At 35.5% G+C, this 16,815-nt stretch carries 30 protein-coding genes; 1 reads left to right on the forward strand and 29 read right to left on the reverse strand.

Annotated features, from left to right (window positions below):
* The 25 genes from LC087_RS19005 to LC087_RS19125 all read right to left on the reverse strand — a co-directional run bounded on the left by LC087_RS19005 (position 1) and on the right by LC087_RS19125 (position 14,850).
* Positions 1-1,782 (reverse strand): terminase large subunit, encoded by a 1,782-nt coding sequence (locus tag LC087_RS19005; protein WP_226540664.1) that lies wholly within the window; start codon positions 1,780-1,782, stop codon positions 1-3.
* Complete coding sequence (locus tag LC087_RS19010) at positions 1,757-2,071, reverse strand: phage terminase small subunit P27 family (protein ID WP_226540667.1); 315 nt, start codon at positions 2,069-2,071, stop codon at positions 1,757-1,759. Before LC087_RS19010 ends, LC087_RS19005 begins: the two co-directional genes overlap by 26 nt.
* Before the next feature lie 100 nt (positions 2,072-2,171).
* On the reverse strand, positions 2,172-2,516 hold the full coding sequence (locus tag LC087_RS19015; protein ID WP_226540668.1) for an HNH endonuclease: 345 nt from the start codon (positions 2,514-2,516) through the stop codon (positions 2,172-2,174).
* A 2-nt stretch (positions 2,517-2,518) separates the two neighbouring features.
* On the reverse strand, positions 2,519-2,902 hold the full coding sequence (locus LC087_RS19020) for a hypothetical protein (RefSeq protein ID WP_226540669.1): 384 nt from the start codon (positions 2,900-2,902) through the stop codon (positions 2,519-2,521).
* 52 nt (positions 2,903-2,954) lie between these two features.
* A complete protein-coding gene (locus LC087_RS19025; RefSeq protein ID WP_226540670.1) occupies positions 2,955-3,167 on the reverse strand; it encodes a hypothetical protein in 213 nt (70 codons plus the stop codon).
* Positions 3,168-3,338: 171 nt separating this feature from the next.
* Positions 3,339-4,436 (reverse strand): RNA-guided endonuclease InsQ/TnpB family protein, encoded by a 1,098-nt coding sequence (locus LC087_RS19030; RefSeq protein WP_226540671.1) that lies wholly within the window; start codon positions 4,434-4,436, stop codon positions 3,339-3,341.
* A 252-nt stretch (positions 4,437-4,688) separates the two neighbouring features.
* Positions 4,689-5,042 carry a hypothetical protein gene (locus LC087_RS19035; RefSeq protein WP_226540672.1) on the reverse strand — a complete coding sequence of 118 codons (354 nt, stop codon included), beginning with the start codon at positions 5,040-5,042 and terminating at the stop codon, positions 4,689-4,691.
* A 91-nt stretch (positions 5,043-5,133) separates the two neighbouring features.
* On the reverse strand, positions 5,134-5,694 hold the full coding sequence (locus LC087_RS19040) for a recombinase family protein (RefSeq protein ID WP_226540673.1): 561 nt from the start codon (positions 5,692-5,694) through the stop codon (positions 5,134-5,136).
* Between the two features lie 101 nt (positions 5,695-5,795).
* The gene (locus LC087_RS19045) at positions 5,796-6,071 is read right to left on the reverse strand and encodes a hypothetical protein (protein ID WP_226540674.1); all 276 of its coding nucleotides are present in this window, start codon (positions 6,069-6,071) and stop codon (positions 5,796-5,798) included.
* Between the two features lie 108 nt (positions 6,072-6,179).
* A complete protein-coding gene (locus tag LC087_RS19050) occupies positions 6,180-6,464 on the reverse strand; it encodes a hypothetical protein (protein ID WP_226540676.1) in 285 nt (94 codons plus the stop codon).
* 300 nt (positions 6,465-6,764) lie between these two features.
* Entirely contained in the window at positions 6,765-7,982 is a 1,218-nt protein-coding gene (locus tag LC087_RS19055; protein WP_226540680.1) for a Fic family protein, read from the reverse strand.
* Positions 7,983-8,401: 419 nt separating this feature from the next.
* Complete coding sequence (locus LC087_RS19060; protein ID WP_226540682.1) at positions 8,402-8,944, reverse strand: hypothetical protein; 543 nt, start codon at positions 8,942-8,944, stop codon at positions 8,402-8,404.
* 175 nt (positions 8,945-9,119) lie between these two features.
* On the reverse strand, positions 9,120-9,620 hold the full coding sequence (locus tag LC087_RS19065) for a dUTP diphosphatase (RefSeq protein WP_226540683.1): 501 nt from the start codon (positions 9,618-9,620) through the stop codon (positions 9,120-9,122).
* Positions 9,617-9,772, reverse strand: a complete 156-nt coding sequence (fbpA, locus tag LC087_RS19070; RefSeq protein ID WP_226540685.1) for a Fur-regulated basic protein FbpA — start codon at positions 9,770-9,772, stop codon at positions 9,617-9,619. Before fbpA ends, LC087_RS19065 begins: the two co-directional genes overlap by 4 nt.
* A gap of 352 nt (positions 9,773-10,124) precedes the next feature.
* Positions 10,125-10,280: a hypothetical protein gene (locus LC087_RS19075; protein ID WP_226540687.1), complete on the reverse strand. Its 156-nt coding sequence runs from the start codon at positions 10,278-10,280 to the stop codon at positions 10,125-10,127.
* A 243-nt stretch (positions 10,281-10,523) separates the two neighbouring features.
* A complete protein-coding gene (locus LC087_RS19080; protein ID WP_226540689.1) occupies positions 10,524-11,066 on the reverse strand; it encodes a site-specific integrase in 543 nt (180 codons plus the stop codon).
* A complete protein-coding gene (locus tag LC087_RS19085) occupies positions 11,038-11,190 on the reverse strand; it encodes a hypothetical protein (RefSeq protein ID WP_226540691.1) in 153 nt (50 codons plus the stop codon). The genes LC087_RS19080 and LC087_RS19085 overlap by 29 nt, the downstream gene beginning before the upstream one ends.
* On the reverse strand, positions 11,187-11,312 hold the full coding sequence (locus tag LC087_RS19090; protein ID WP_264189924.1) for a hypothetical protein: 126 nt from the start codon (positions 11,310-11,312) through the stop codon (positions 11,187-11,189). Before LC087_RS19090 ends, LC087_RS19085 begins: the two co-directional genes overlap by 4 nt.
* Positions 11,305-11,427, reverse strand: coding sequence for a hypothetical protein (locus LC087_RS19095; protein WP_306020948.1), 123 nt, complete (start codon positions 11,425-11,427; stop codon positions 11,305-11,307). The genes LC087_RS19090 and LC087_RS19095 overlap by 8 nt, the downstream gene beginning before the upstream one ends.
* A gap of 8 nt (positions 11,428-11,435) precedes the next feature.
* Complete coding sequence (locus tag LC087_RS19100; RefSeq protein WP_226540692.1) at positions 11,436-11,777, reverse strand: hypothetical protein; 342 nt, start codon at positions 11,775-11,777, stop codon at positions 11,436-11,438.
* Positions 11,774-11,983, reverse strand: a complete 210-nt coding sequence (locus LC087_RS19105; RefSeq protein ID WP_226540693.1) for a hypothetical protein — start codon at positions 11,981-11,983, stop codon at positions 11,774-11,776. The genes LC087_RS19100 and LC087_RS19105 overlap by 4 nt, the downstream gene beginning before the upstream one ends.
* Complete coding sequence (locus LC087_RS19110; RefSeq protein WP_226540697.1) at positions 11,973-13,520, reverse strand: DnaB-like helicase C-terminal domain-containing protein; 1,548 nt, start codon at positions 13,518-13,520, stop codon at positions 11,973-11,975. The genes LC087_RS19105 and LC087_RS19110 overlap by 11 nt, the downstream gene beginning before the upstream one ends.
* Positions 13,489-14,298 carry a phage replisome organizer N-terminal domain-containing protein gene (locus LC087_RS19115; RefSeq protein ID WP_226540699.1) on the reverse strand — a complete coding sequence of 270 codons (810 nt, stop codon included), beginning with the start codon at positions 14,296-14,298 and terminating at the stop codon, positions 13,489-13,491. Before LC087_RS19115 ends, LC087_RS19110 begins: the two co-directional genes overlap by 32 nt.
* Before the next feature lie 262 nt (positions 14,299-14,560).
* Positions 14,561-14,707, reverse strand: coding sequence for a hypothetical protein (locus LC087_RS19120; protein WP_226540701.1), 147 nt, complete (start codon positions 14,705-14,707; stop codon positions 14,561-14,563).
* Positions 14,704-14,850 (reverse strand): hypothetical protein, encoded by a 147-nt coding sequence (locus tag LC087_RS19125; RefSeq protein ID WP_226540702.1) that lies wholly within the window; start codon positions 14,848-14,850, stop codon positions 14,704-14,706. Before LC087_RS19125 ends, LC087_RS19120 begins: the two co-directional genes overlap by 4 nt.
* Positions 14,851-14,925: 75 nt before the next feature.
* On the opposite strand from LC087_RS19125, the gene LC087_RS19130 reads away from it, so the two are divergent.
* Entirely contained in the window at positions 14,926-15,210 is a 285-nt protein-coding gene (locus LC087_RS19130; RefSeq protein WP_226540703.1) for a hypothetical protein, read from the forward strand.
* Here LC087_RS19130 and LC087_RS19135 read toward each other — a convergent pair.
* The 4 genes from LC087_RS19135 to LC087_RS19150 form a co-directional block, all read right to left on the reverse strand.
* Entirely contained in the window at positions 15,207-15,467 is a 261-nt protein-coding gene (locus tag LC087_RS19135) for a hypothetical protein (protein ID WP_226540704.1), read from the reverse strand. The genes LC087_RS19130 and LC087_RS19135 overlap by 4 nt on opposite strands.
* Positions 15,468-15,503: 36 nt before the next feature.
* Complete coding sequence (locus tag LC087_RS19140; RefSeq protein ID WP_226540705.1) at positions 15,504-16,160, reverse strand: Rha family transcriptional regulator; 657 nt, start codon at positions 16,158-16,160, stop codon at positions 15,504-15,506.
* Positions 16,157-16,486, reverse strand: a complete 330-nt coding sequence (locus tag LC087_RS19145; RefSeq protein WP_226540707.1) for a BRO-N domain-containing protein — start codon at positions 16,484-16,486, stop codon at positions 16,157-16,159. Before LC087_RS19145 ends, LC087_RS19140 begins: the two co-directional genes overlap by 4 nt.
* Before the next feature lie 61 nt (positions 16,487-16,547).
* A complete protein-coding gene (locus LC087_RS19150) occupies positions 16,548-16,742 on the reverse strand; it encodes a helix-turn-helix domain-containing protein (RefSeq protein ID WP_226540709.1) in 195 nt (64 codons plus the stop codon).
* Positions 16,743-16,815 lie beyond the last annotated feature (73 nt).

The raw sequence follows: 16,815 nt of genomic DNA on the forward strand, positions 1-16,815 counted from the left end.
TTATCCAAGTAAGTCTTTCATTGATAAGACTTCAATATTTCCTTCACCCTGCTGTTCCACAAACATTTTCATCACTTCTGTATGCGAGTTAAGCGATGCGGCAAAGCCATCTATTTTTCTGTAGCGATTTTGTTTTTTAGGTAACGGATTTCGGTTGCGATCTTCTTCGATCTTCACATTGTTGATATACCAGCGATACAATTTGTTTTGATTAAAGATCACTTTGCCATCTAAAAATAATTCCTTTATATCGTTAACTGCTGGACTCAATGTTAATGGTCCCTGCCTTACAACCTCCGTTTCAAATCCATAGTTCTCAAGGTCTTTCACCAATCTGTAGGCTTTCGCAGGGTCATAAGTGATCTTTTTTATCTGAAATCGCTTTGATTGCTCCACAAACCAATCAAACACATACTCATATTTGATGTATTCGCCTTCGACAATCGTCAGCCAGCCTTGTTTTTCGTACTCTCTGTATGGGATTTTTTCATTATCTAGTTGTACCTTTTTGTATGGCACCCATGAATGAGACAAAATAAAAACCTCCCCCGTATCTTGGAGAGGAAACTCTAAACATGCACTTGTGAAGTCTTCTGTTTCAGATAAATCAAAACCACCAGCGCACGATTGCCCTTCTAATTCTTTTACATCAATTGTTTTATTATTCTTTTTGATAATTTGATAATCCAAAAAGGATTGATCGGATGCATCTACAAAGAAATTAAATTGCTTTGTAATAAAGTCATTTCGTTCAGCTGGTGTACGACTATCTTTTTTCCAGTCCTCAATAAGTATGGATAGATCAAGCGATACACCCATATTCGGATTCGCTTTGATCCAATTTTCGGGTTGGTCAAACTCTTCTTCGGTGTCTAGTTCGGCCATAAAATAAAAAGTTCGATCATCATCAATCACACCCTCAAGCACATCTGTAGATTGTTCGTAATAGTTAACCAATGGACCATCTAATTGGTAACCGGCAGTTGTGATATAGACAATTAACGGTTGTTTTCTCGATCCACGAGACTTTTTGATAACATTGATTAGTTTATAGTCTTTAAACTCGTGTATTTCATCGAAAATACCTAAGTGAGTATTTAATCCGTCTAATTTATCACTGTCGGATGCTCTGGGCTCAATCTTCGAATTTGATTTATCATGAAATATTCCTTTTTGATTTTCTCTAAAATGTTTGCGAAGTTGCGGCGACGATCTAACCATCGCTCGTGATTCGTCAAACAATTCTCCTGCTTGTTGCTTAGAGTTGGCCAAGACATAAACCCTACTACCTGGTTCGTTGTCTTTACTGACAGCGTAGTTAGCGAGTCCGCTAATCATAGTCGTTTTTCCATTTTTTCTTCCGAGAAATACCAATCCTTCACGAAAACGTCTTATCCCTGTATCCTTATGAACCCATCCATACAAAGAACCAATGATAAAATGTTGCCAAGGTTGTAGCACTAACTTCTTAAAATCGCCCTTACTTGGTTTACAATACTTCTCCATAAATCGAATCGGTCTATGACCTTTCGATTCGTCAAAAATATACGGAAATTCGTCTGTTCCTTGTCTTTTCAAGTCGTTTAAGTGCCTTTTAGCAGCTAAAATAACCTTTTTACAGGCTTTTATTTTGCTATTTACGACTTGCTCAGCGTACCAAGTTGTTAAAATCGTCCCTGAAGAGTCGTCTAAAATATGATTCAATGAAACTTGCTCGGCTCTCCATTTTTTGTACCACCTTTCCAGCTCAACTGGATTAGAAGTCATCAAAGTCGTCGTCATCGTTCTCCACTACTTTCTTCCGTTGAGCAGGTGTAAGGCCTAGCGATTTTAGTAGGTTATTCAAAGTCTGAACGGTCTTTTGCAGTTCGATAGAAAGTGGATTTTTAACTAAATTCGTAGCACCCGCCTTGTTCGTATATTCGTACATGAGATCACTTTTGTCTATTGCTTTTTTTAATCGCCTATAAAATTTGTGCGTTTCAACATATAGTTTTATGATTTCATCGTCAGATTCTTTGTAGGATTCTCCAAGATATTCTTTTACCTTTTCAAAACTAGGAACTGCCATTTTATGGTGTTACCCCCCTTCATAAAAAATTACTTGAGCGCAAAACGAAGGAGGGCATCGGTCTTTCGCTGAATCCCTTGATACAATTGAGGTGAGGGGGCTATGTCCATTCTCTGTTAGATTTTGCCTTCACCATTTTGACCCTCGTTTTACTCCGTTTTTGAGTGTTTTTATTACCTTTTTCTGGATGTTCTTTGCCATGACATGTATTACAAAGACTAATTAAGTTTGATTCATCGAGTCCTTTGCTTGGGTCGTCGCGATAATGTACGATGTGATGCACCATGTCAGCTGGTGTGATTATCTTATCTTGTAGGCAATGCTGACATAGGTAATGATCTCTCTTTAAAACATTCTCTCTACATATCTCCCAAGCTTTACTGTTATAAAACCGTTTAGCGTCTTGATCTCGATGGTGTTTATCATAGTAAGATTGGTTAGGCATGATTATAACTGTTGATTGTACTCGACTTTTTTAATAGACTTGCCATCACTTGCACTACTATGTTCAAGACGGATAAACGGTTTAGACTTTTTATCCAAGGTATCTGTTTCCCAATCGAAAGTAACTCTCGATTTATTTTCAATCTCTTCTCCTTCAAAGCGGACAATCGGGACACTGTCCCAATCATCTAAAGTAATAGTGAACAAAGGTTTTTTATTAGGTTTATATATTGGATATTTGTCAACCCACGTATTTCCTTCTCGAAACAAATAACCAGTTGGACAAGAATATGAAGAACATTCTATACAACTCATGCCATCTTTTTGATCTGTATCTTTCACTAGAAACTTATGATTATTTAAACAATGGTATAGCAAATAACTCATCAGTATCATCCCTTTCCATAATAAAAAGCACCCGTTAGGATGCTTCAATCATTTATATTCTGTTTGCCAATTGTTCCATCTCTTGTTGAGCTTCCTTTGTTATTTGTTCTCTCAATTCTATCGGACCATCAAACATAATCGTATGATCCACGACCTCACCTTTTTGTATGACTGCTTCGACTGTTCCAGATCCATCACCGACTACAACCTTAAACTTAGCTACCGTTTGATCTCCAAGCACAAAATACTCTTTCGCTTGCACCACAGGAATCAATCCTTTCATCGTGTTTGTACAGTCTATTCTAGGTGGTTGAATGATATTCCTGCAATGACATTTGTTTGACTAACTCGTCCAAGCTCTCATCTATTGAATCTTTGATCATCTGCAACTCTCGTCAATGACCCACAGCTAAAGCAGTGGGCTTGTAAGTAGCGCTTACGCGCTCCTACGTTCGGCTAATTGACGATAGCCCTTCTCTCGAATATTAAGAGAAGCATTGTAGTCTGCATGGGCAACGTATCCACACGACGTACAAATAAATTCAGATTGAGACTTTCTGTTTTCCTTATCTGTATGACCACATTCAGAACAAGTTTGGCTTGTGTATGAAGGGTCAACAAATAAAACAGGAACGCCTGCTTTTTGGGATTTGTATTCAATAAACTGACGCAATTGATAAAACGACCAATTGGATAGTAGTGTACGTTGCGACTTGCTAACCGTCTTTCTGTTCTTTTTTTCCTTTAGCTTAGAAATATTTTTTAAATCTTCTAAAGCAATGGCGGAACAGTGCCTTGAAGCCTTTTCTACTATCTTTTTGGACATTTGATGGTTCATGTCTTTAACCATTCGTTTTTCTTTCTTAGAGCGTTGTTTTAGTTTTCGCTTTGCTGATTTAGTTCCTTTTGCTTGTAGTTTTTTACGAATACGTGCGTAACGTTTTCGAAGTCTATTAATCTTTTTACCACTAAATATTTGTTGGTCGCTATCGACTGCAATATTGGCAATACCTAAATCAATCCCTAACACCTTTTCAGTTTCTTTTAAAAGGGTGTCAGGAGTCTCGAACACAAGCATTAAATAAAATTTGGAGTCGACAAAGATAAGGTCAGCTTGACCTCGAATTTTTTGACCTTTCATTACTTTTTGATGGTACGGACTAACCACCATAGGGACATTAATACGACCATACAAAGTAGATATGGAGGCTGATTCTAACCCTTTAAAAGAAAGGACACGTTGGTCATAAACAACAGCTCCAGTCGAACGAAAAGTACATTTAGTCTTTTTACTAACTTTATAAGCTTCAGCTACTTTAGCAATCGCACGAATAACTAGCTGTGCTGATAGCTTAAATTCATTCCGAATTTCATAATAACAAAGCTTTTGAATTTTAACTTTAGAGAATGTTTTATTTTGAAAGGCGATTTCACTAATGCGATTACATGCCTTATTAAAACAGTGCATAGTCTCTACCAAATATTGATGTTGTTCTGCATCAGGTACGATTTTAATTTTGGCTGTAAGTAACATTAGAAACACCTCCCTTATGAACCATTTTAAGGGGTAAATCAAAAATAAACAATTAGAAAGGAGGAAGCGGAACTGTAGGAACATTAACGTACCTAAAGGTACGCCTGTTCCTAGCGTCATTTCCTCCCATCCCTAAAGGAATGGGCTTCCTTGACGCAAAGTTCTGTGATGTGTTCAGTGCATCGAGTGTCTTTTCCAACTCTTTGACTTCCTCAATCGCTTTTTCAATTTGCACGAAATCACATCCGCTTTCTATTTAGTTCCCATATTCTTAACGTATTCAGGAATATCAGTGTAGTCCGTTAAAATATCAGTGACAACATCAATTGCTCTTTGTAGAGCTTCCTCTTTTGTTTCAAAGTTCATATTTGGTTGATAACCATACTTTTCGTATATCTCCATGCATACCGAACTTCCGTGTTTAAAATCTTGAGGAATATGTTTTTTTAATCGTGTATCTTCTAATTTGAAATCAAATGCATAAACACCGTTACCTTCTAACAGATGAGATAAATATATAGTTGCTGAGTGATTCCCTAAATATCTAAAAGTGTACTCTTCTCTTTTACACAAAATATCGCCCTTATGTTTATAATCAAATTTCAAAATCAACCACTCTCCTAATCTTGGTTTTATCTTACATAATCTATTCTTCTGTAAGATAATTGTTTTTCCTTCCAAGATTAGATAAAATTCATCAATCTAATTCCCTCCACTTGCGATAAAAAGCAGCCTGACTAACTCCAGTGATTGAGCATATCTCTTTTACTGTTTTATCAGTCGTTTTCCTAAGTTCAATCGCATGATTCATACCAGCGTGGTTCTTGTGATACTTCTTTAATCTCCCACGATACTTACCCTTTTGTTTAGCAAGCTCGATGCCTGCACGTTGTTTCTCTTTGATCATTTCTCGATCTAATTCGGAAAAGGCAGCCATAACAGTTAAAAAGAATTTACCCGTTGGCGTCCTGGTATCAATGCCAAGATTCAAAATGACAAAATGAATATCTTGTTCTTGTAGACTTTCGACAAGTTGAAGCAATTGCACTGTGCTTCTGCCCAACCGATCCATTCGAGTAATCACTAATGTATCACCATTAGTAAGATTTTCGATCAGATCATCAAGCTGTTGTTTCTTCTTGGATACTCCACTAACCTTTTCACTTACAATTTCATCGACGCCATATTCTTTTAACTTCTCAATCTGGCTGTCTAAATTTTGATCTTTAGCTGATACCCTTGCATATCCATATATCATACAATTTTCGTCCTTTTAGCTATGTAATTTTGATAAGTGTTATTGATAGTATATCAAATTAATAGCATCAAGGACTATCATTTAAATCAATGCAGTGCACCCTATTGAAAGAACAACGTGTGAATAAATAAAGCAAGGCCAGCTATAAATATAAACCCATAACTAATCAATGCACCCTTTTTTCGTACTTCATTAAACATTTCAAGAACAAATCCACGTAAACTAAAAACGATCCAAAACAGGAAAAGCGCATGGCCAGAAAGATCAACTAAGAATTGATTTTCTTCATAATGCAAGAACAACGCCGTAAAAAAAAGTATAACAAGTACTATTTGAAAAGAACGATCTGTGTACTTTTTCTTTTTTTCAATATCCATAACAAAAACCCCTTTCTTATCCATTATACGACAGAAAAGAAAAAAGGTTTCATTCCTACGAGTAACGCTTAGTATGATTTATTAAATTAATTCCAACATTTCATTCCCTTAACCTATCGCCAGAACAAAGAGTGAAAATATAAAGTAAGACAAACAAACTAAAAATAGTAATCCATTGAAAATTAACGATCCTTTGTTTCGTTCTTCATTTAACATATCGAGGACAAATAGACGCAAACTATAGATAGCACAAAAAAGAATAAAAGTATATTTAGAAATTAGAACTAGGTTTTGATTTTCTTCAGAAATCCAAAAGAATGATATGAGCCCAAGTATAATAAGTACTATTTTAAAACTACGATCTGTGTATTTTTTCTTTTTTTCATTATCCATTTAAAAAACTCCTTCCTCATCCATTATACGACAGAAGAGAGAAAGAGTTTCACACCTACGAATAAAACGTTAGTTAGATTTAGTTTGCATAATATCCCCACATCATCACACACTACTAACAGAGCCACCACAATCAACATTGTTTTGTACAACTAAACCTTCATGGTGGCTCGCACAAAAAAAGCACCCTGCTGGATGCCCGATCAGGCTAACCCCGATCCCTATTTATTGCACACTACCATATTATCATGGTTCTTTTGACAAAAAAACGACACGTTCGCGACATCGTTTTCGATTATATCATTCTCCTTCAATATATCTTTTATTAATTGAATAATAAGCTGGTCGTACTCCCTTAATGGTTAACAGTCCAAATCCATCTAAAACATCTAGTGCTTTTCTAACACTCTGTTCAGATTTTTGTACTATTACAGATAATTTTTTGACAGTTAAATCTTTTGTGATTGAGAAAAAATAATTTTGCCCTAACACATACATAAGAGCATAATATAAGTCATTGTCTTTAAGTCTATCATCTGTTTCTAGTTTTTCTTCAAAATCCTTTAAATGTTCCTTCTTAATTTTGATTTCTTGAATCATCTTCTTTTGTTCGTTTGAAATGACTTCAAAAAAGCTGTCTATAAAACAGTTTAATTCGCCACGATTAGCGATACTATTGCTATGTTCAAAAGCGGTTAAATATATGTTTCTGTAATCATTACATCCTCTAGATAACGATATGGCAGTTAAAGGACTTAACTCAAAGCTTAAATACATACTACTGATGAATCTTGACGTTCTTCCGTTTCCATCGTAAAAAGGATGTATATAACCAAAATAATAATGTCCTATAGCTATTTTCACTAATGGAGGCGCATCAAATTTGTTCATAAAATCAATAAGGTTATTTATGCTCTCAATAATCTTTTCTTCAGGTGTTATTCCTCTATGTATTTCTTGACCAGATCCACTTTTTTTATAAACATAGGTAGTGTCTGTTCTAAATAAAATTCCATCTGGTTTTTCTTCCTTTTCGATCTCTTCTTCAACTATGTGATCGTATATCGTTCTTATATCTTCTGGTTTGTCTAGTCTTGTCAGCTCTCCTGATAGCAACTTATTGTAAGAAGAAATCATACTACTAAACCTTTTCTTCTCTCTTGTGGATTTAAGTAATCTTGCACTTCTAACGATTTCCTCTTTAGAACTTCTAACACCCTCAAGATCATTAGTATGGTATAACTCTTCCATTAGGCAATCAAAAATGAAATCCTTTTGTGCAAATATTGGTAAACTTTCATTTAAACTGTTAAGTAAAAAGTCTTGTTTATATATTTCATTGAGTTTGTCGATTATTTTATTGGTTGGAATATAATAAAGAGGAAAGGTTTTAGATTGCTTAATAGGTTTAATCGAGAAAGGTAATTTACATGTAGTATCAGAATTCAGCCTTCTTTCATAATGTAATTTAAATTCATTTGAATCTAATTCTCTAAATATCTTATATATGTATCTCATGAAAATCACCCCAATATTACTTTTAACATTATAATACAACATAAGAAATAAAAAAAACAGAATTATGTTATAAAAAAAGCTGATTTTATAACATTGATCTGTTTTATCGGTTCCTATATAGCTGATAAGATAAATTTTCTATTTTGAAATTCTAATTATCCAACCACAATCACAAGATCGATAAGTATTACTACCGTTTATTATCTTTGATTCCCTCACACTTCTACCGCAGTTATCGCACTTTAAGTTGGTGAACATTATCCAATTATAACTGGAGCTTCTAGTCACTTTACCACCTACTTAATCCGAATATATACAAATAATATTTTGTGTTATTAATAAATATGCCCAATAATATTAATAAGCATTCAAAACACTATCTTTATTTAGTAGGTGAACAGTGCGAAACTTCTACAATTTCATCTTACAAATCTGATTCCATCGACTCCGAATATCAGTGAAGATAGCGTATAAACTCCATGCTTAATATCTCGCTGCACTTGTCTAGTTGACATGTTCATGATGTCTGCGATCTCTTCGACCGATTTCTTTTCTTCTGCGATATAATGCAGATAGATCACTTCATACTTTCGTTTATCTTCTGGTTTAGGTGAGCTTTCCGATAGCAATTTAAAAACAGTCATCATCTGATCTATAAATCTCACCATTCCTAGCGTTCGTTCCTTGCTCCGTTTGATTGAGTCAACCGCCATTTCTTCACGTTCATCTAGTTCTTCCAAAAATGCAGGATCTGCGATATTCTCAAGCTGATCTCTAACGCTCATACTATGCAAGACGAATTGATGATAATTTCTAAGTAGCATCCTGGTATTTCGTATCCGTTTATCTCTTCTTCTCTTCTGTTCTTTAATTCTTTCATTCTCCAGATGTTTAATTGCTTGCTGTGCTGATATCTCGGCAACACGATTAATTAATTCTTGATCTAAGTTTAATGTACCCAAACGTATCACCTCGTAAAATTTTTGTGTTTCTCATAGCGATTCTGACGCAATTATCTTTTCAAAAGCGTGTAGTAGTGCGTCTAATTTTCTTGTAGCTTCGCCTTCAACGCTTTCTTATAGCACTTCTGACACAAACACCCCGACTCAATGGTTGACTGGCACTCGACGCATTTCATCAATAATTCGCCTCCTGCCTAGCATGGTTGACTTGATTTTTAGATTTGTATGCTTGCTCGATTTCCGACCACTGAAACCCAAGTAGCGCGCCAAGATTAGCAAACGATCTTGTTAAATATTCATAATCACCTGTGTATTGGACTCTAGCCGATGCAGAAAACACCTCGTTAAACTCCCTAATGATCAATTCGTTAACCCTTTTTCCTCCGACAACTGCGTAACTCAAATGTTTATGAAAATTGCTATGCCCTAGATCAAGTCCAATCGAAATAACAAAGTGTAAACAATCTACATATTCCTCAAGTGCTTTTTCTCTGTTCATTTCTCTGTTATTCGACCACATCTTAAATCCACGAAACTCTTGTGCTAACTCGCCTAACTCAACTTGTAGAGCTAGCACTTTCCAATACAAATTATCTGCCTCTTTTAGCTCCGGATGCTTATCCATGATGTGTTGATCCAATTCCCTTTGCATCTCAAACAATTCTTTAACGTTCATTTCCCCGCCCCCTCAATCTCCTTAACTTTCGCTTTCAACTCGCTCAACGTCAGCTCGTACAACTGCCTGCCGTCCTCGCATTTCTTATAGTCGTAGCTTAGTAATAATCCTATCTGGCAATCTCTCTTCCTGTCGTATTCAGATTTCAACATAATCAACCCTTCCATTTAGTCAATATATTGTCACATTTACAAATAGTTTACTTGTGATAAATATAGTAAAATAAGGTTAAGAGTTTGAGAGCTCTTTTTAATGTGTTTGACGACGGGTTTAATGCATTCCCTGCCTCCCTTTTTGGGAGGTTTTTGTTTTATTGATAAAATTTTAGCTTTTAATTGTAAATTTTATTGAAATTTTTACAAATTGTTTACTAAGTTTCAATGTATTAAAATATAGTTAAGTCTTCCTCCTTAAATATTTGACAGTAGGTTTTAGATAATTCATTCCTCCCTTTTAGATCATTCATTGCTCCCTTTTGGGAGTTTTTTTGATATAAATAAAATTTCAGCTCTTGATAAACCTAAAATTCTTCCGTCTTTCCTCCATGTCTTTCTTGTGTTGCTTGATTTCTTCGTCTATCTCTTCGCTAAATTTCCTAGATCGTTCGTCATCTTCTAATATTTGCTCAATGCTTTTCTGAAACCACTGATTAAAGTCCATCTCCCTCGCTCCTTTCAATTTTTGTAAATAATCCTGCGGACTAGAGCAACTACCCTGTCACCACGTATAATTGGTAATATTTTCAGATATGGCGGTTCAATCCCCGAATCGTTCACGTGTTATGACTTCCCTTCTGACAGGATTGTGTGTAACTCGGCTATGTGCCCAAACCCTAGTAAAATCAATACTTGAGCCTAATCTCATAAAATGAGTTACACGTCATTCATTTGAGGTGAACTCATATTAAATCTTCGTTTTTGTCATCATGTCATCCAGTTCTTCTTGTTCAATGCCGATATATCGTAACGTGACTTTGGGGTCCGTGTGATTTAACAACTTTTGAATAGATACGATGTCTTGATGTTGTTTATAAAAGTGATAGCCAAATGTTTTTCGAAGCGAATGACATGAGAACTCTTCTAGGTCAAATTCTTCTCCAATTTGTCTAAGAACCTTATAAGCTGCTGATCTAGTAATAGGCTTGTTTTTCCCTTGTCGTGATTTAAACAAGTACTCATGCTTATCTTTGTTTTGGATGTACTTCTGGATCTCTCTTTTTAACTCCATTGTCATTTTGACTTTCTTGTGTTTATTCGTCTTTTGTTCTCGAATTGTAATGTACCAGCCTTCAACGTCCTTTACTTTTAGTTTGAGTATGTCTGATATTCGTAGGGCTGTATTGGTGCCTAATAAAAACAACATGTAATTTCGTTCGTTGCGTTGCTTTAAAGTGTGTTTAATCTCTTGTAAAAGTTCTTTATCTCTTATTGGTTGTACCACGTTCATATTGACCAACCCGTTCTTCCCATAGTTTTGTTAACTCTTTGTCGGATACATTTAACAAATAGTTTTCGTCAAACTTTGTATTTAACGTTAACTGCCAAATCATTGTGTAGCGATCTGGATTCATACAAAAGCCTCCCATTCTTCATAGACTTCCATGATCTCGTTACAGTGAGGACATTTCTTCTTAATAATGATTTCTGTACGAATTTCCGATTCATCACAATCTGGACAATGATACTCAATCAACTTGATCACTCCTTCTTAACAACTCATTTTGTGCAGCTTTTTTATATTCAATTTGACAATCTTCGTTGTTTGCGATCACCAACAATTGCCCTAAGTTTGCTTTTGAGAAATTCAATTGTTTTTTTATCTCTGATAAGGCCAATTGTCGGTTCCTTTCAAAAAATCAAGATCGTTAATCCTTCCAAGTTTCCCTTGTTCAGCTCGATCTATGACCAGTAATAAAACATCTGTAGCGCTTCTTTCAAAATAAGCTGATAGTTTAACTATCATCTCTAAGGTTGTTCTCTGTTGCTTCATGCCTTCTTTCCATAGCTTGTCAAACTCTAATATTTCCGCTAAGTCCCAATGAAAACTGATACCTTTGACTGACTCTAAAGCTGTGTAGGTGCTTCTTCTTGCCTTTAATCCTAACTCCACGTGGTTTTTTAATGGAAAAGGCTTCTTTTCTAACAATGTTAAACTCATGAGATTTTCTTCCCTCGCTTTCTTTCGTATTCAATTAATCTCTTGTTCATTGCTTTGTGAAATTTCTCTTGAAGGTAATAGTCAAGTTTTTCTCCATCGTCTTCTAAACTTAGAACCTTTTGTTCAAATACCAGGTATTCTATGACAAGTTCCAATCCATAGTAACCTTCCTCAATTGCACCAGCATAATACTCTCTAACTTGCATATCGTTTCTCCAAATTAACGAATTTGTTGTACTCTTTTACAAATGCTAGACATGCAGTTCCGACAGCTCCATTACGGTTTTTAGCGACGATTACTTCAAGCACGTTGGCATTTTCTGATTCATGATCATAATAATCATCTCGATGTAAAAACATAATCTTGTCAGCATCCTGTTCAATTTCTCCACTGTCTCTTAGGTCTGATAGCATCGGACGTTTATCTCTTCGTTGTTCAACTGCTCTTGACAGTTGAGCTAATAACAAGATGGGAACTTTTAAATCTCTTGCCATTCGTTTTAAACTTCTTGTGATCTCACCTATTTCAAGGTGTCTTTCTTTCCTCCCTGATCCAGTAATTAAGGTTAAATAGTCAATAACAACAAGATGTCGTTTATCAGGGTGTTTTCTAATACTTGCCTTTACCTTGCTTCTTATTTCTTGTACAGTCACTTTTGAATTGTCATAGATCGCTAGATTATTTTTATAGTTAGATACAATCGCTTGTGCGTGAGTATACCTTTTCCAATCATCATCATTAAATCTGGCAGTCGCATTTTTAATTTTCATGCTATTGATGTTACCAACACTACACATCATTCTTGTTAGTAAGGACTTATCGGACATTTCGAGGCTAAAAAAGTCTACAAAATCATTTTTTTCACAAGCATTCGTTGTAATGCCTAAAGCAAAGGCAGTTTTCCCAACTGATGGTCTTGCACCTAAAATTATTAATTCTTCCTCGCTTAATCCATCTAATAAAATGTCAAGGTCCGTATAGCCGGTTTCAATGCCATTCACACCTTCTCTTACTGTCTCTACATCGTTTTGAATCTCCATAAGGGATTCTGACAAATCAAACTCCTGATCATCTTCTGAAAGATCAACAATGTCATTCATTTTATTGATTAAGTCTTTTGCCTTTGATAAGTCCCTCAATCCTTCTAGTTTGGTTAATTGATCACCAATTTCACTTGCTTTTCGCATCTTAAAAATTCGAAGAATCATTTTTTCATAAGCTTTTATTCTTTGAGGATCAAAAGGTTCTTCACAAATAGTTGAAATATAGGTACTCCCACCAATTTGGTGATACGCATGCCCTAATTCCATTTTCAACGCTACAACATCAATGATTTCTTCCTTCTCTTCAAGGGACTTCATAGCTTGAAAGATCACTTGATCTGGAGCTGTACTAAAATGTTGTGATTCTAAATTAATATCTTTGATGATCTCCCCATCTTTTATAATGGCTGCTAAGATTGCGCGTTCAGCTTGGTTTTGTTCGGCTAGCTTTTTCTCCCACTCCCTGATCACATCTGTGTAGTTTTTGTTGTAAGCTTCAGATTTTCGCTCTCTAAGGTCAGCGACACTAGGAGGAAAAGGCTTATGCATAGCGTGATCTTCTGCCATTCTCATAACTCTTGCAGGGTCTTGATCTTTTAAAAGCAATGCCCACTTATCTATTTTGTATTGATCGACTTCAATTGATGGATAGACCGACTTTAAAAATTTAAAAAGCTCCAGAACTTGTTTTTTCGTCAACGTCAAATCCCTCCCAATCAATATCATTTTGTTTTTTGTTCATTCTTTTTACTTTGTTTGTCTTGTAAGTATCATGTGGTGTTGATTCGTCTATAAATTTCACGAGATTATTAGGTTTCATAAAGTCTGCTAAAGTCCATTTGTGTGTCCAGTAATAGTTATCGCTATGAAGGATCTCAGCGAAATTATTTATAGCTTTCTTTAATTCATCCAAAGAGTATTCTTTCAAACGTGCTCTTATATGGGATTCCATCTGTTTTGTTATCGAGCGATGGTTAATAATGTCTTTTTCTGACCAGTGTTTAAAGATTGTATATATATATTCTTTATCTATATCTATATCTTTATCTGTTGCGTGACTTGGTGTGACTTTCTCTGTGACGTCACGTGACAGTTTTTTTCTTTCTCTTTCTCTCTGTTTTCTCAGTCTATTTTGTTCACGAATCCGTATTAAACCATCGGCATTCTGGTGTTTTTCCCAATTAGTAATACATATAACTTCGTCTTCGTAATGAATCATCCCAAAGCGTTTAAATGTTTCTAAAGCTAGGCGAACAGTTGATAAAGGTCTATTAAAAAGCGTTGAAAGCATTTCATCTGTATAAGGTAAACTTTCTGAAAGAAGTATGTATCCTTGTGAATTAGTTTTACCTGCTAAAGACAAAAGCTTGATCCAGATGATTAAAATAGTGTCTGATTCAGGCATGCTTTCTATTAGCTTTATTTTTTCATCATCAAACATTGATATGTTTAATCTGATCCAAGTTACTTCTGCCACTTTAATTCCACCTTTCGAAAAAAGATTGGAGGGAGGTTTTCCACGCCTCCTACTCCTAACACAACAATTGATGTATTACTGTATAGATGGTTTGTTATTTGATACGGTTATCCGCATCGGAACGGCCAGAAAGGTAAGGAAGATGGGGGAACCCTTTCCAACCGTTCCGCCAGGGACAAGAGTAACCCCGTCGGCTTAGTATCTTTCAAAAAAACATGGTAATTTAGTTCAAAAAGTCTTATACTGTATTTACCTGAATGTGCTAACTAGCACGCTTAACGTTCTTGAAATTTTCCTTAAGTTGAAGATCCAAACGTCTCAACACGCTTGGGTCTTCTTTCATTTGTCTAGAAATCTCTAATACTTCTCTAGCTGTCATCATTTTGCATGCTGATAATAGATAACTCATCCACTCACCTCCACTCGATATTGAACAGAATCCCTTTTGAACTTTTCCAACTTAGAAATTAACTCAACCGCATCTATTAATTCGTCGTAACTCCATCCTGCTTCTTTCGCCAACTCCAATAGATCAGTAGCATTTTTGATCATTTTGATTTCCCCTTTCAGTTTGTAGGATTTTCCTCCCTCGTTGTCGAATTTTGTAAAGTTGAGGGAGGTGAAAAGATGATTAAAATAACTTTCATTGATGGAACACACATAGATGTCAATGAAGACACGGTTTTGAATGGTTATAAAGGTGTTCCTGGTAATGCGAAAGATGGAGAGTTTTATTTGGAAAACGTATACTCTGGCGCTATTGGAGATAACCCTCCGTTATTAGCAACTTCTGTTCCACCTATTGGCATTGCAGGATTCTTGTTAACATCTGACTGTTTCTCTGTAGGCATAAATACTGAAAATCCTAAGTTCTATATGACTTCTGCTGTAAAATCAGTTGAAGAGTGCTAAATTTTGAACTTGCGTGCTAGCTTTTTGGCTAGTGCGCTGTTTTCTTGGGATAGATCATCAACAATTGCTCTGATTTCTGAAACAACATTTGCAATTAAAACCATTTCTGTTTCTGGAACTTTAACGACTACCTTGTTATCATCTGCAAACTCGTAGTGAAATCTTGTAAAAGTGCTTTGAACATACTCTAGGATGTTTTTTGGTATTTCTCCGTTGATGGTTTCACCTTCCCAAAAAGGCATTAATTTAATTTCCATTTTGATTCCTCCTAATTTTTTTATTTGTCCCTAGCCTCAAGACGCGTCAACTCGTGGTATCCATGCGTTGATATACTTGAGTGCTTTATCCTTGTCGTTGCGTCTTATGTCCTTGTAGCTCCCTACTCCAAAGCGATCTTTTAAATCCCTGTAGCATTCTGCGAATAAGGATTTTCTTTCAATCGGATCACTTGTTAAGCTGTAAACCTTTTTAGCAACGCTTTTCTGTACTCTTCGTTGTTCGCCATAGTCTAAGGTGATTTGGCTATCAACCTTTGTTTCTAGTTGATCCATTCGAGTGTCTAATTTCTTGATGTTCTCGACTGATTCTATTGTTAGTTTCATGGATGCCATTAATTGTTCCTTATCACTAAGGACGCGAGGTTGTTTTAGTGTTTCTTCCATTCTGCGAAACTCTCTTATGTAGGCTTCTTTAAATTGCGCTGCTATTTTTCCTGTGTAACCCATAGCCAAGAATGTGAATCCATCTTGAGTGATTAACACTTTATCCAGCTTTCTATTTTGGTGATTCCTATATGTGGTAGGCTCAAAATTGAGCCGTCTAAATTCAACACTGCATTCCAATTCCTTAATATCCCTAAGTACGTTTTTGTGTTGCTTTTCAAACACCTCGGCAACTGTCAAACTGTCTGTTAACGCTTTTCCATTTTCGATAAACACTAAATTTTTCATTTAAACTCCTCCTGATCTCTTAGAAATTTTCTAAAACTCTCGGCTTCTGGTCGTGTTGATAAAAGTGATAATTCGTATAGTCCGTATTTGTTAAGTGCCTTCGTGGGAAAAACTTGTCCATTACCAGCTTCAATGTCTATGTAGTGCGCATAATACAGATCATCTAAAAACTTGTGACGATGTAGTATTGTTCTAACACTCTTTTTACTGCTGTATCCTAAAACATCTGCAATTTGCTGTTGTGTCATGAACATTTGGTTATGCTCATTGACGTAAAAATCAAATGTTTGTTTGTTCAACCTCCTTATACAGAGTGTTAATTTCATGTTTGCTACTCCTTTTCTTTGTCCTCTCATAGAAAACTTTTTAGTTTACTATTAGTCGACGTTAATCTAAAAATTTTTCAAAATCAACTTTTAAAACCTTACTTAATTTATGAACAGTCTTAAGGCTGGGAGTTCTTAATCCTCTTTCAAGAGCAGAAATATAACTTTTATGAAGACCAGTTAATATCGCTAACTCTTGTTGTGACAGTTTTCTTTCCTGTCTAGCTTCTCTCAACCAATCTCTACTAGTATTCATTTTCCTCGACCAACCTTTAATGTATTTGGTGTTGATTTCATTATAAACTATCGTCGACTGATAGTAAACAATA

Origin of the sequence: Bacillus carboniphilus, assembly GCF_020524035.2 — a bacterium.
In the GTDB taxonomy this organism is placed as follows: Bacteria; Bacillota; Bacilli; order Bacillales; family JAIVKR01; genus Bacillus_CC.

What these genes read in the sequence shown, in the direction of transcription:
- LC087_RS19130 (WP_226540703.1), top strand. Translation starts at nt 14,926, where the DNA reads ATGATTAAAATAACTTTCATTGATGGAACACACATAGATGTCAATGAA.
- LC087_RS19150 (WP_226540709.1), bottom strand. Translation starts at nt 16,742, where the DNA reads ATGAATACTAGTAGAGATTGGTTGAGAGAAGCTAGACAGGAAAGAAAA.
- LC087_RS19055 (WP_226540680.1), bottom strand. Translation starts at nt 7,982, where the DNA reads ATGAGATACATATATAAGATATTTAGAGAATTAGATTCAAATGAATTT.
- LC087_RS19100 (WP_226540692.1), bottom strand. Translation starts at nt 11,777, where the DNA reads ATGAGTTTAACATTGTTAGAAAAGAAGCCTTTTCCATTAAAAAACCAC.
- LC087_RS19050 (WP_226540676.1), bottom strand. Translation starts at nt 6,464, where the DNA reads ATGGATAATGAAAAAAAGAAAAAATACACAGATCGTAGTTTTAAAATA.
- LC087_RS19145 (WP_226540707.1), bottom strand. Translation starts at nt 16,486, where the DNA reads ATGAAATTAACACTCTGTATAAGGAGGTTGAACAAACAAACATTTGAT.
- LC087_RS19080 (WP_226540689.1), bottom strand. Translation starts at nt 11,066, where the DNA reads ATGAACGTGGTACAACCAATAAGAGATAAAGAACTTTTACAAGAGATT.
- LC087_RS19105 (WP_226540693.1), bottom strand. Translation starts at nt 11,983, where the DNA reads ATGCAAGTTAGAGAGTATTATGCTGGTGCAATTGAGGAAGGTTACTAT.
- LC087_RS19140 (WP_226540705.1), bottom strand. Translation starts at nt 16,160, where the DNA reads ATGAAAAATTTAGTGTTTATCGAAAATGGAAAAGCGTTAACAGACAGT.
- LC087_RS19030 (WP_226540671.1), bottom strand. Translation starts at nt 4,436, where the DNA reads ATGTTACTTACAGCCAAAATTAAAATCGTACCTGATGCAGAACAACAT.
- LC087_RS19020 (WP_226540669.1), bottom strand. Translation starts at nt 2,902, where the DNA reads ATGAGTTATTTGCTATACCATTGTTTAAATAATCATAAGTTTCTAGTG.
- LC087_RS19005 (WP_226540664.1), bottom strand. Translation starts at nt 1,782, where the DNA reads ATGACGACGACTTTGATGACTTCTAATCCAGTTGAGCTGGAAAGGTGG.
- LC087_RS19015 (WP_226540668.1), bottom strand. Translation starts at nt 2,516, where the DNA reads ATGCCTAACCAATCTTACTATGATAAACACCATCGAGATCAAGACGCT.
- LC087_RS19065 (WP_226540683.1), bottom strand. Translation starts at nt 9,620, where the DNA reads ATGAACGTTAAAGAATTGTTTGAGATGCAAAGGGAATTGGATCAACAC.
- LC087_RS19125 (WP_226540702.1), bottom strand. Translation starts at nt 14,850, where the DNA reads ATGATCAAAAATGCTACTGATCTATTGGAGTTGGCGAAAGAAGCAGGA.
- LC087_RS19045 (WP_226540674.1), bottom strand. Translation starts at nt 6,071, where the DNA reads ATGGATATTGAAAAAAAGAAAAAGTACACAGATCGTTCTTTTCAAATA.
- fbpA (WP_226540685.1), bottom strand. Translation starts at nt 9,772, where the DNA reads ATGTTGAAATCTGAATACGACAGGAAGAGAGATTGCCAGATAGGATTA.
- LC087_RS19040 (WP_226540673.1), bottom strand. Translation starts at nt 5,694, where the DNA reads ATGATATATGGATATGCAAGGGTATCAGCTAAAGATCAAAATTTAGAC.
- LC087_RS19120 (WP_226540701.1), bottom strand. Translation starts at nt 14,707, where the DNA reads ATGAGTTATCTATTATCAGCATGCAAAATGATGACAGCTAGAGAAGTA.
- LC087_RS19075 (WP_226540687.1), bottom strand. Translation starts at nt 10,280, where the DNA reads ATGGACTTTAATCAGTGGTTTCAGAAAAGCATTGAGCAAATATTAGAA.
- LC087_RS19010 (WP_226540667.1), bottom strand. Translation starts at nt 2,071, where the DNA reads ATGGCAGTTCCTAGTTTTGAAAAGGTAAAAGAATATCTTGGAGAATCC.
- LC087_RS19085 (WP_226540691.1), bottom strand. Translation starts at nt 11,190, where the DNA reads ATGAATCCAGATCGCTACACAATGATTTGGCAGTTAACGTTAAATACA.
- LC087_RS19135 (WP_226540704.1), bottom strand. Translation starts at nt 15,467, where the DNA reads ATGGAAATTAAATTAATGCCTTTTTGGGAAGGTGAAACCATCAACGGA.